Origin of the sequence: Paraburkholderia solitsugae, assembly GCF_013177695.1 — a bacterium.
Lineage (GTDB): Bacteria > Pseudomonadota > Gammaproteobacteria > Burkholderiales > Burkholderiaceae > Paraburkholderia > Paraburkholderia solitsugae.
The window spans coordinates 82,655-93,636 of the sequence record NZ_WOEY01000091.1 but is presented as its reverse complement, the minus strand read 5'-3'; the positions used below and the strand labels follow the sequence as shown (position 1 = coordinate 93,636).

Sequence of the window (10,982 nt, the reverse complement as noted above, 5' to 3'; positions counted from 1 at the left end):
GTGTAGATGCCGTTGGTCGCCGCGTTGATGACCGGCAAGTCGCCGTAGGGTTGCCAACTCACGCATGCCTGGTCGCCGCTTGTCTGCGCGTTGAAATTGAACGCGGCGTTTTCGTGGTGCAGCGCATGGTAATCGCGACCGGAAAGCAAGGGCCTGACTTTCAGCTTGAACGCGCCCACGCCAGAGGCTGCTTCTGGTGGGCCTTCCAGCCGCCAACGCAAAACCGTTTCGCGCGTCGCCTTGCTCACGAACACTTCCGCTATCAGCGTGATGTGCGGATCGAGTTGCAAACGCCATGTCGGCCACGGCTCGGTGTCGAACGCGAGGAGACTCGTTGTCAGATCGGGATAGATCACGTCCGGCATATACCGCTGCATGCTCAATGGATAACGCTGGCCGTCTGCTTCGATCCAGGCTTCGACGCCATTGACGAGTACCACGCGCCCGCCAGGCGGGCGTGTGGCGGTGAGCAGCAGCGCCTGATAGCGGCGCGTGCGCAGCGTGCCGACGGTTCCCGATGCGAAGCCGCCGAAGCCATCTGCTTCGAGCCATTCGTCTTCGAGACGCATGATGTCGAAAGGTCTTTCGATACGTGTCATGGACTGACCAAAGTATGCAAAGCGTAAATCGTTCGGTGTGCCCAGGCTTAAGCCGTGTGGCGCTAACGTGACCATTCTCCTGCCTGCTGCTTTCCGCTGCCTTTCGAATAACTGACGATTGAACAAGAGTTTCATCCACTCGCAAACGTTTCACAATTATTTCTTGAAAGGATTGGAGACTGCATCCGCCATCACGAGCTGGATGCAGACATGAGAAGAAACACACGCCTTGCTACCACCGTCTTTGTTGCACTCGCAACTTTCGCGTTGAGCGGCTGTGGCGCGGACGACTCCGCGTCGGCGTCTTCATCGCCGAGCGTGGCCAACAACGATGCCGCGCAAAGCTCAGTCGTCAACCCTGCAACCGGCGTGCCCAACGCATCGGCACTACTTGCAGCCGACCCTGCCGCTGCGTCCGACGCGATCACACAGAGCATGCAAGCCAGCCTCGCCGCCGACAGCCAGCAAGTCGCGCCCGTCATGCATTACGCACCGGGCGACAACACCAACAGCAACTGACCTGATTCCACCGGCGCGCGCGAGGCGCGCTATTCTTCCCCTACCCGCAGAAGGTGATATTCGATGACATCAAATAGCCGTCGCCGTTTCCTGCAGACCGTGGCTTCATCCGCCGGCGCTGCTGCCGCGCTGACCGCGCTGCCCGAGTCCATTCGCAATGCGCTTGCCGTGCCCGCGTTTTCGCGCACCGGCACGATCCGCGATGTCGAGCACATCGTCGTATTCATGCAGGAGAACCGTTCGTTCGACCACTACTTCGGCCATATGCGCGGCGTACGGGGTTACAACGACCGCTTCCCGATTCCGCTGCCGGGTGGCCAGCAACCCGTGTGGTACCAGCCATCGAAAGAAAACGTGGCGCAACCTGTACTGCCGTTCCATCTGAACACGCAAACGACCAGCGCGCAATGCATCGGCGATCTCGACCACTCGTGGTACCCGACGCACTACGCGATCAACAACGGCGCGTACAACCAGTGGCCCCAGTACAAGACCGACATGACGATGGGCTACTACTTGCGTAGCGACATTCCGTTCCACTACGCGCTGGCCGATGCCTTTACGGTTTGCGATGCTTACTTCTGTTCGTTGCCCGGGCCGACGCACCCGAACCGTTCGTATCTGATGACCGGCATGGTCGATCCGACCGGCACAATGGGGGGCCCGCTGCTCGACAACAGCGATTTCGTCGACGGCGACGGTCCGCCGAGTTATCAATTGCTCTCGTGGACCACGTACCCGGAACGTCTGCAAGCCGCGGGCATCACGTGGCAGATCTACCAGCAAGGTCTCACCGGCGCGGACCCGTTGAACGGCAACTACGGCACCAATGTGCTGCAGAACTTCGCGAACTTCATCAACGCGCAGCCGGGCAGCGCCCTGTACGAGCGCGCACAGACGGTGCGCACGATCGCGGATCTGAAGAACGACGTGCTCGCGGGCAATCTGCCGCAGGTGTCGTGGCTGTGCCCGCCGGCTGCCTACTCGGAACATCCGAGCTATACGCCCGCCTACGGCGCAGAATACACGTCGCAGATTCTCGATGCGTTGACGTCGAATCCGGAAGTGTGGAGCAAGACCGTGCTGTTCATCATGTACGACGAGAACGACGGCTTCTTCGATCACCTCGTGCCGCCGCAACCAGCGACGACGCCGGCACAAGGCCAGTCGACCGTCAGCACCGACGGCGAGATTCACAACGTGGTCAATCCGGCGCGTGGCGGCACGTACACTGCAGACGGCTTGCCCTACGGCCTCGGCCCGCGCGTGCCGATGACGATCGTATCGCCGTGGAGCAAGGGAGGTTTTGTGTGCTCGCAGGTGTTCGATCACACGTCGGTGATTCGCTTCATCGAAACCCGCTTTGGCGTGTATGAGCCGAATATCACGGCCTGGCGCCGTGCGGTGTGCGGCGATCTGACGACAGCGTTTGACTTCCGCACGCCGGACGCCACGGTGCCGCCGCTCCCGGATACGAGCAACTACCAACAGATCGCCAACGAGTGTACGTCACAGCCGAAACCCACGGTGCCGGCCACGCCAGTCGCATTCGATGCGCAGGAATCGGGCATCCGTTTCGCCCGTGCGTTGCCGTATGAGTTGCATGTGAATGGGCATGCGGATGTGAAGAAGAACACGTTCGAAATCGTGCTTGCCAATAGCGGCAATCAAGGTGCGCATTTCTACGTGTACTCGACGAATCGCACGGATGGCCCGTGGCGTTATACCGTCGAGGCTGGCAAGACGCTCAGCGAGACGTTCGATCTGACGACGACGAGCGGTGTGTATACGTTCGAGGTGTTTGGGCCGAATGGCTTCGTGCGTAAGTTTGCGGGTAACACGCAAACGGCGACGGCGCAAACTTCGCAGGCAGCGGGTTGGCACGGCCACAATAAGCCCGCAGAGCCGGAAATCAAAGTGCAGTACGACGTTGCGAACGGGAACGTGTTCATCAAGTTCAGCAATAAGGGCGGTGGCATTGCGCGCTTGACGGTGACGGACAACGCGTATGGTGCGCGGACGCGTCCGGTGCTGGTGCCGGCAGAGGCACATATCGAAGAGGCGTGGGTGCTGGCGTCGAGCCATCACTGGTATGACTTGACGGTGACGAGCAACGATGACGCCAGCTTCTCGCGTCGCGTGGCTGGGCATGTGGAGAATGGCCGGCCGAGCATTAGTGATCCGGCGGCTGTGGCGCCGGTGTTGGTGGTGAATTAAGGGCGGGTGATGGGGGATGGGCTTCGGTTGGGCGGCTGCTTTGTTGGGCCGCTTGATCGAAGCTCAGCGGTGCGATGTCGTTGCGTTTAGGGAAGGTTTGAGACTGTCTTAGGCCGATTAGCCAAAGTTAGATAGTTAGCTTAACAAAATGAATTTTAAGAGAAGGGCGCGCTTATAATTTTGGCTGCCGTTGAAGAAATTTCGACGGCCGGGTTTGACAGCCTGAATGCTGGCTCCCGCACGACCTGTTCCGCAGGCAGTGCGTGAGCTTCTGCACGCCCTTTCAACGGGTGGGCCGTAGCGAGGGAGCCGCAAGGCTCGCCGGTTTGAGCTAGCGCCGGCCTGTCAACCTCGCTACGTGCCCGCCCACCCGTTTGCAGCGAGTGTCGGGCGATTTCGAGAATCAACCGGAAATCGCGCCATGAGCAAACCCGCTGAAGCTTCATTTATGAACCCTCGTCTGTCGGTAAGGCCCGCTGAATACAAGCGTCTTGCGGCTGAGGTGGTGGAGACGACCCGTATCTACGTGGAGCGACTCTCGTCATTGGCTATGCTGGCGAGGACGCTGCGCAAGGGCATCGCGATGAACCATTGCGACCGTCGCGACCAGATGTTGCTTGCGGAGCTGCTGGAGCGGACGGCGCATCAGTACGAAACCGAGGCGAACATCGAGCGAGGGAAGATCTCAGTCGTGATGGCCGATGCGGAGGAAGCGGAATCGAACGCTGCGCGCCGCAGGAAAGGGATGGGCGAATCAGCAGCGCCGCACACGAGAACGCGCAGGAAGTTCGACGCTGGTGTAACAGCATCGCATGGAGCTTGCAGTTGAAAAGAACAACAATCTGGTTCTTACCGTCTATAAGACCGACAAGGCTCAATCCTTGACTGTTGAACAATGGGAAGAGATTGCGAGGCGCGCACGCGCCTATTACGCAGAAGTTCTAGCCAGCGGAGAGGACTGGTAAAGCGGCAAACGATGATGCCTAATCAAGGATTCGCTATGAAAACTCAGCTAGTCGAACACGTGGAGACCGTTTGGTCATCGGCACCCGACGAATACAACTTTGTGACATTGGAAGTATTGCTAGACAGAAATCCGGTTGTCGTCATCAATCGCGAGAAAGGACTGGACAACCTTGAAGTTGAGTTATTCGGGCCGACCCCGGACGGCACTATGGTCTACAAGTTATCGTTAGACTGCCTGATCAACGCCCTGATAGATGGTCGCAAGGGAATATTAGAGTCACCTTGGACAGGTCTTCCCGAGGGCGAATCGAACAAATAGTAGCTTAGTAAAAAAAGGCGCGAGCGCGCCTTCTTCTTTGCCGTGGCGTGGTGACCAAAAGTACTCCCTAGTGCTGCACGACCACCAGTTGCGTGAGAGCGTCGGTACATTTCGCCGACGATGGCTTACCGACCTTGACACGCGCACGCACACCCAAATTCTTACGCCCCCAACAAAACCCCAGTCCTAAAAGCCCGCATCCCTGTCACCCGACCCAACGGCGCCCCAGCCGTCACAAAGCGAATCGCACGCCGCATATAGAACACACCTTCGGTGTTGCTGTACAGCGTAGTCGTCTCATCAGTCAGCGGATCGACGATATCGAACAGCGCCTGCCCGACGCGAATCGTGTCGCCGATCTTCGCGCGATGAACAAGAATCCCGCTAACAGGCGCATAGAACTGCTCGCTGCCAGCGAGCGGTGTCGCTGGCGCGAGCAACTCGGGCAAAGGCTTCACATCAAGCTTGATAGCCTTGCGCCAGACCAGATAATCAATCAATGCGTCAGCATCTTCCTGCGCAACTTCATAAGACACATCCCGCTGCCCACGGCACTCCACCGTCACAGCAATCGCCCCATTAGGCACCGGCTTGTCAGCAGGCATTTCCTGCTGCAACTTCCACCACAACAAGCTATGCGTCTCATCAAACGACTCACCACCCGAGTTAGTAGCCAGCAACGAAGCCTGCGCCCCCAGATACCGTGACAAAGGCTCAAACTCAGGCCACGCCGCCTCACTGGTATAGAGATGCATCGCCGCTTCCAACGAGCAATGCAAATCGATCACTACATCCGCATCGGAAGAAAGCTTCAGCAACGCCAATTGCAACGACTCGAATTCAGTCAACGGCTTCTGTTCAGCCAGCTCAGCAGCGATCAGTTCGCGAACAATCCGCCGATTCTCCGAAACATCCGAACCCAACGCCTCCTTCGCCCGCGCCACCAACTTCGAAAACTGCAGGAAGTGTCGATTGAAGTTCTTGCCACTGCCCAGATCGAAGCGCCCAATAAACTGCCCCAGCACGTACTGCCCGAGTCCAACCGGATTCGCCACCGGCACCAGAACAATTTCCGCATTCAACGCACCCTGCTTCTCCAGTCCGAGCAATCGACGTTTGAGCAAAACCGTCGTCAACATCGCCGGCGTTTCATCGGCATGCAGGGACGACTGGATGTAAATCTTCTGTCCGCTATCCGCGGGACCAAAGTGAAACGACACCAGTTCGCGGTGCGTGCCGATAGCCGGCGATAGAAGCGGAATCGATTGCTTATTCATGAACGAAAGGGTTGGAGAAGAATAGGGAGTAAGAGAATCAGTTGCCGTACGGATCGAAGTCGAAGTACTTCTTCGCGATCTGCGCGTACGTACCGTCCTTGAGCATCGAAGCAATCGCCTCGTTCATGGACGCCTGCACCGCAGTCTCATCCTTGCGCAAGCCGATGCCCACACCACGATCACCCATCGAAAGCGGCTCGCCGACAAAAGCAAACCCCTTCCCGGCCGGCGTGCGCAAAAAGCCGTAGTCGGCTTCGACAGTACCGAGCAGCGCACCATCGAGACGACCGTTTTCGAGGTCCGCGAACACCTCATCCTGACTCTTGTACGCAACCACATGCACGCCAAGCGGCGCCCAGTTCTTTAACGCATAGCCTTCGAACTGCGTCCCCGACTGCACACCGATCTGCTTGCCGGCCAACGCATTCATACCGCCCGCGAGCGGCGAACCTTGACGCGCGATCAACCGCGATTTGAACTGAAACAGCTTCGATGAAAACAGGATCTGTTGCTCGCGCTTTTCCGTGATCGCCATCGACGAAAGGATCGCGTCGATCTTGCGCGCCTGCAGCGCCGGAATCATCCCCGAAAACTCGAGTTCGACCCACTGGCAACGCGCATGGATGCGCCGGCAGATTTCGTTGCCGAGATCGACGTCGAAACCTTTGAAGCTGCCGTCCGGCGCTTTCGCGTCCATCGGCGGATAGCTCGGATCGATACCGAGGCGCAGCGTGACGGGGTCGGCGGCAAACGCACCACTGCTGAAAGCCAGCGCGGCGCTCAAGATCATCAGCGAGATTTTCATGGGAGGCGGGTGTGGGTTGGGCGGATTACTACGGAGTACGGGGCCATCCTATGCCGCCGCCGCGCCTCAAAGAAGTCCCGAAAGTAATATCATGATCACTTTTACCGATCACAGAGACTCCTCATGGCGTTGACGATCTCCCAGCTACGCGCGTTCACCGCCGTTGCCGAGCACGGCAGCATTCGCGCGGCGTCGCGGGCGCTCGGCATCGCTCAGAGCGGCATCACGCAGCAGTTGCAGAACCTCGAATCGATGCTGGGCGCGACCTTATTCACCCGCACGAACCGCGGGATCGCGTTGACCGCGCTGGGCCAACGCTTGTTGCAGCGTGCCGGCGCGATTCTCGGCGAATGCGAGCGGGCCGAACAGGAAGTGCAGCAATTGCGCGGCGACTACGCGGGCCAGGTCACGTTCGGCATGACCACCGAGCCGCTCGTCGACGCCTTCGCGCCGGTGCTAATGGAATTCCGCGCGCGCTTCGAGCGGGTCGCGGTGCATTTGCGCACCGGCACCTCGCGGATGATGATTTCGTGGATTCGCGAAGGCACGCTCGATTTCGCCGTCGCGCTCGTGTCGAAACATACCGACACGGCCGATCTGTCCGTCACGCCGCTCTATCCGTCCGATCCGGTGATCGTCTGCCGTCGCGGTCATCCGAAAGCGCGCGCGACCTCGCTTGCCGAGCTTGCCGATTGCACGTGGGTGGCGACGCGCTCGCCGAATCTCACCGACGATCCGCAGATCAACCGCCTGAGTCATCTGTTGGAGAGTCACGGCTTGCCGCCGCCGAGAATCATCGCGACAGTGGAAGGTCTGTACGAGACGCTGCATCTGGTTAGCGCGACGGACTGCCTGTCGCTGGAGGCGTCGATCGTCGCGAAACGCGGGCCGTTTGCGAGCACCCTCACGTCGATCAATGTGCGCGAGCGCGCGGTCGAACAGAACGTGTGCCTGCTGCAGCGCGCGGCGATTCCCGTCACGCCCGCCGCGCAGGAACTCGCAACAATGATCGCGTCGTACATGCGCACGGTGCGTGCGCGATAAGCGCTGGGGCAGAATCAATTTAGCGTTTCGAGCGCGATCAACTCCTCGATGGTCTGCCTACGCCGGATCAACCGCGGCGTGCCATTCTCCAGCAACACCTCAGGCGCCAGCGGCCGACTGTTGTAGTTCGATGACATCGACGCGCCATATGCACCCGCGTCGTGAAACACGATGAAGTCCCCCACTTCAGGCGTCTGCATGGCACGGCTCGTGACGACACCACCCGCCTCCTGCGTAAACACATCGCCCGCTTCGCACAACGGCCCGGCCACCGCGAAAACGCCAACCAGCGCTTCGCTCGGCAAGCCATTGCCTTTTACCACCGACATCTCATGATGGCTGCCGTAAAACGACGGCCTCACCAGATCATTAAAGCCCGCATCGACCAAAGCAAACTGCCGGCTCGGCCGCCGGTTCAGCGCGTGCACCTCGGCGACCAGCACACCTGCTTGCGCGACCAGAAAGCGCCCTGGCTCGATTTCCAGTCTCACTCGATGCCCGAGATGCGCTTCGATCTGCCGCCGCGCCGCGTCCCAGAGACGGAAATAATGTTCGACGTCGATCCGCGGTTCACCTTCGCTATACGGCACCGACAAACCGCCGCCAGCCGAAATCGCTTCAATATCGTGCCCCAAGCCTTGCACCGCTTCGACCATCGCATCGCACACGCGCGATAGATGGGTGTAGTCGACGCCGGAGCCGATATGCATGTGCAATCCGACCAGCTTCAGACCGTAACGGCGCACCATGGCGATCGCCAGCGGCACGTCGTCGAGCCAGATGCCGTGCTTGCTATGCTCGCCGCCCGTGTTGGTTTTATTGCTGTGTCCGTGGCCGAAACCGGGATTGATCCGCAGCCACACGCGGTGACCTTCAGGCGCATGCTGTCCAACACGTTCAAGCATATCGAGCGACCCAGCGTTGACCGTGATGCGGTGCTCGATCACGGTGGCCAGCGTCGCGTGATCGACGAGATCCGCCGTAAAAACCACGCCCTCGGGATCGCCATCCGGCGTGAAACCCGCCGCGAGACTGCGGGTGATTTCGCCTAAAGACACAGCATCGACCATCGTCCCTTCGTCTCGCATCAGCTTCAGGATATGCACGTTCGAGCACGCCTTCTGCGCATAACGGATCACGTCGAAGCTGCGCAATTCGGCGATACGTTGGCGGATCACGTCGGCGTCGTAGACCCACAGGGGCGTGCCGTACTGACGCGCGAGTTCAACGAGTTGCTGTGGATTGAAAGTGGTCACGGTTTTCGGCTCTCGATATCGAAGCATAGGTATGAGCAACATGATGCTGAGAATCGATAATTCAGTAAAATACCTATTCTTCGCTACCATATTCATTTCTGATATAGACACCATGGCGCTCACTCATCGACATATCGAAGTCTTCCGCGCATTGATGACGGCAGGCAGCGTCACCAAAGCGGCCGAGATGCTCTTCACCTCACAGCCCACGGTAAGCCGCGAACTTGCGCGCATGGAACTCATCATCGGCTTTGCCCTGTTCGAACGCGTGCACGGCCGATTGCGCCCAACGATGTCCGCGTTGACGCTGTTCGATGAAATCAAGCGCGCGTATATCGGGCTCGAACGGGTAGCGTCCACAGCGGCGAGCCTGCGCGAATTTCAGGGTGGCCAGCTTTCCATCATCGCGTTACCGGCGTTTTCGCACTCGATCCTGCCCGGTGCATCGAAACGTTTTCACGATGCACAGCCCGGCGTAAGCCTCTCGATCGCGACGCAGGAATCGCCGTTCCTCGAAGAATGGCTGACCGCGCAGCGCTACGACCTTGGCTTGACCGAACACGGCGCGCCGCCCGCCGGAACACGCCTGACACCGTTGCTCGAAGTGGACGAAGTCTGCGTGCTGCCCGATGGGCATTCATTGCTCGCAAAGCGTGTGATCGAGTGGAAGGACTTCGCGAATCAGCCATTCATCAGCCTCTCGTCGAACGATCCGTACCGGATTCAAATCGACGAAGCCTTCGCGCAAGCGGGCATCGCGCGCCGCCAGATGATCGAGACTCCTACCGCCGTCTCCGTTTGCAGTTTCGTGCGACAAGGCCTCGGCGTGGCCATCGTCAATCCGCTTACCGCGTTGGATTTCGCGGGGCGCAATCTGCATATCCGGCCGCTCGCTGTGTCGTTGCCGTTCCGCGTGAGCGTGGTTCATCCGGAGCATCGTCCGAGCCATCCGCTGGCCGATGCGTTCGTCGAAGCGCTGCAAAGCGAGGCCGCCGCGCTACGACTACAATTGAAAACCCACACAAGACGTAAGCAGCAGTAAAGGCGCTGTTCGACGATCAAGCCGCGCCACGTTGGTCCATCAACAGGAGCTTCCCACATGATGAATCGAGACAACCCCGTCTGGTTGATTACAGGCTGTTCCACTGGCTTTGGCCGCGAATTAGCCAAGCTGGTGCTGGAGCGCGGCTGGCGCGCGGTGGTTACCGCCCGCGACCCGTCGAAAGTGAAAGATATCGCCGAAGCACACGGCGACCGCGCGCTGGTTCTGCCGCTCGACGTGACGAACCGCCAGCAGATCGACGACGTGGTCACGCAAGCCAGGCAGCGTTTCGGGCGCATCGATGCGCTCGTGAATAACGCGGGTTACGGCTATCTGGCCGCGATCGAAGAAGGCGAGGACGACGAGGTCCGCGCCATGTTCGAGACCAACGTGTTCGGTCTGGTCGATATGACGAAGGCGGTGCTGCCGATCATGCGTGAGCAGCACAGTGGCTTGATCGTAAATGTGTCGTCGATTGGCGGCATCACCAGTTTCGCCGCGACCGGCTATTACCATGCCACCAAGTATGCGGTGGAAGGCCTGTCCGAATCGCTCGCGACGGAGGTCAAACCGCTCGGCATCGACGTATTGATCGTCGAACCCGGCCCGTTCCGCACGAATTGGGCAGGGCCATCGATCAAGCAATCGGCGACGGTAATCGACGACTACGCCGCCACGGCCGGCGAGCGCCGCATGCAGACAGAGGCGCGCAGCGGCAAACAGGCGGGCGATCCGGTACGCGCCGCTCAGGCGATCATCGACGCCGCTCTATCGGACAAACCGCCGCTGCGTTTGCTGCTCGGCAAGGTGGCGCTTGAGCTGGCGCGCAAGAAGCTGGACTTCATGCGCGGCGACTTCGATGCATGGGAGGCCACCACGGTCGGCGCGGATTTCCCGGAAGGAGCGGGCTAAGACCGGCCGCCAAGTAATCCGGCGCG

Annotated in this window: 11 protein-coding genes; 7 read left to right on the top strand and 4 right to left on the bottom strand. The window is 59.7% G+C overall.

The window, feature by feature from the left end; all coding sequences use genetic code 11:
- Positions 1–599, bottom strand: a 599-nt coding sequence (locus GNZ12_RS23935) for a glycogen debranching enzyme N-terminal domain-containing protein (protein WP_172314299.1), incomplete at its 3' end; no start/stop codon positions are given.
- A gap of 210 nt (positions 600–809) precedes the next feature.
- Here GNZ12_RS23935 and GNZ12_RS23930 point away from each other — a divergent pair.
- The 4 genes from GNZ12_RS23930 to GNZ12_RS23910 all read left to right on the top strand — a co-directional run bounded on the left by GNZ12_RS23930 (position 810) and on the right by GNZ12_RS23910 (position 4,620).
- A complete protein-coding gene (locus tag GNZ12_RS23930) occupies positions 810–1,118 on the top strand; it encodes a hypothetical protein (RefSeq protein WP_172314297.1) in 309 nt (102 codons plus the stop codon).
- Between the two features lie 63 nt (positions 1,119–1,181).
- Complete coding sequence (locus GNZ12_RS23925; protein ID WP_172314295.1) at positions 1,182–3,335, top strand: phosphocholine-specific phospholipase C; 2,154 nt, start codon at positions 1,182–1,184, stop codon at positions 3,333–3,335.
- Positions 3,336–3,756: 421 nt separating this feature from the next.
- Positions 3,757–4,164 carry a hypothetical protein gene (locus GNZ12_RS23920; protein ID WP_172314293.1) on the top strand — a complete coding sequence of 136 codons (408 nt, stop codon included), beginning with the start codon at positions 3,757–3,759 and terminating at the stop codon, positions 4,162–4,164.
- A gap of 171 nt (positions 4,165–4,335) precedes the next feature.
- On the top strand, positions 4,336–4,620 hold the full coding sequence (locus tag GNZ12_RS23910) for a hypothetical protein (protein WP_172314289.1): 285 nt from the start codon (positions 4,336–4,338) through the stop codon (positions 4,618–4,620).
- Between the two features lie 161 nt (positions 4,621–4,781).
- Here the strand turns inward: GNZ12_RS23910 and GNZ12_RS23905 are convergent, their stop codons facing one another.
- Together GNZ12_RS23905 and GNZ12_RS23900 are read right to left on the bottom strand one after the other, a co-directional pair.
- Positions 4,782–5,897, bottom strand: a complete 1,116-nt coding sequence (locus GNZ12_RS23905; protein WP_172314305.1) for a succinylglutamate desuccinylase/aspartoacylase family protein — start codon at positions 5,895–5,897, stop codon at positions 4,782–4,784.
- A 37-nt stretch (positions 5,898–5,934) separates the two neighbouring features.
- Entirely contained in the window at positions 5,935–6,702 is a 768-nt protein-coding gene (locus GNZ12_RS23900; RefSeq protein ID WP_172314287.1) for a transporter substrate-binding domain-containing protein, read from the bottom strand.
- Between the two features lie 123 nt (positions 6,703–6,825).
- Here GNZ12_RS23900 and GNZ12_RS23895 point away from each other — a divergent pair, with 123 nt between their 5' ends.
- Positions 6,826–7,746, top strand: a complete 921-nt coding sequence (locus GNZ12_RS23895) for a LysR substrate-binding domain-containing protein (protein ID WP_172314285.1) — start codon at positions 6,826–6,828, stop codon at positions 7,744–7,746.
- 14 nt (positions 7,747–7,760) lie between these two features.
- Here GNZ12_RS23895 and lysA read toward each other — a convergent pair whose 3' ends face one another.
- The gene (lysA, locus tag GNZ12_RS23890) at positions 7,761–9,002 is read right to left on the bottom strand and encodes a diaminopimelate decarboxylase (protein ID WP_328806059.1); all 1,242 of its coding nucleotides are present in this window, start codon (positions 9,000–9,002) and stop codon (positions 7,761–7,763) included.
- Positions 9,003–9,114: 112 nt separating this feature from the next.
- Between lysA and GNZ12_RS23885 the strand changes: the two genes are divergently transcribed.
- Both GNZ12_RS23885 and GNZ12_RS23880 read left to right on the top strand, forming a co-directional pair.
- The gene (locus GNZ12_RS23885) at positions 9,115–10,044 is read left to right on the top strand and encodes a LysR family transcriptional regulator (protein WP_172314283.1); all 930 of its coding nucleotides are present in this window, start codon (positions 9,115–9,117) and stop codon (positions 10,042–10,044) included.
- A 57-nt stretch (positions 10,045–10,101) separates the two neighbouring features.
- Positions 10,102–10,956: an oxidoreductase gene (locus tag GNZ12_RS23880; protein WP_172314281.1), complete on the top strand. Its 855-nt coding sequence runs from the start codon at positions 10,102–10,104 to the stop codon at positions 10,954–10,956.
- Positions 10,957–10,982: the final 26 nt, after the last annotated feature.

Excerpts from the sequence above, each read along its gene's own strand:
- GNZ12_RS23930 (WP_172314297.1), top strand. The coding sequence starts at position 810 with ATGAGAAGAAACACACGCCTTGCTACCACCGTCTTTGTTGCACTCGCA.
- GNZ12_RS23920 (WP_172314293.1), top strand. The coding sequence starts at position 3,757 with ATGAGCAAACCCGCTGAAGCTTCATTTATGAACCCTCGTCTGTCGGTA.
- GNZ12_RS23925 (WP_172314295.1), top strand. The coding sequence starts at position 1,182 with ATGACATCAAATAGCCGTCGCCGTTTCCTGCAGACCGTGGCTTCATCC.
- GNZ12_RS23885 (WP_172314283.1), top strand. The coding sequence starts at position 9,115 with ATGGCGCTCACTCATCGACATATCGAAGTCTTCCGCGCATTGATGACG.
- GNZ12_RS23905 (WP_172314305.1), bottom strand. The coding sequence starts at position 5,897 with ATGAATAAGCAATCGATTCCGCTTCTATCGCCGGCTATCGGCACGCAC.
- GNZ12_RS23895 (WP_172314285.1), top strand. The coding sequence starts at position 6,826 with ATGGCGTTGACGATCTCCCAGCTACGCGCGTTCACCGCCGTTGCCGAG.
- GNZ12_RS23900 (WP_172314287.1), bottom strand. The coding sequence starts at position 6,702 with ATGAAAATCTCGCTGATGATCTTGAGCGCCGCGCTGGCTTTCAGCAGT.
- GNZ12_RS23910 (WP_172314289.1), top strand. The coding sequence starts at position 4,336 with ATGAAAACTCAGCTAGTCGAACACGTGGAGACCGTTTGGTCATCGGCA.
- GNZ12_RS23880 (WP_172314281.1), top strand. The coding sequence starts at position 10,102 with ATGATGAATCGAGACAACCCCGTCTGGTTGATTACAGGCTGTTCCACT.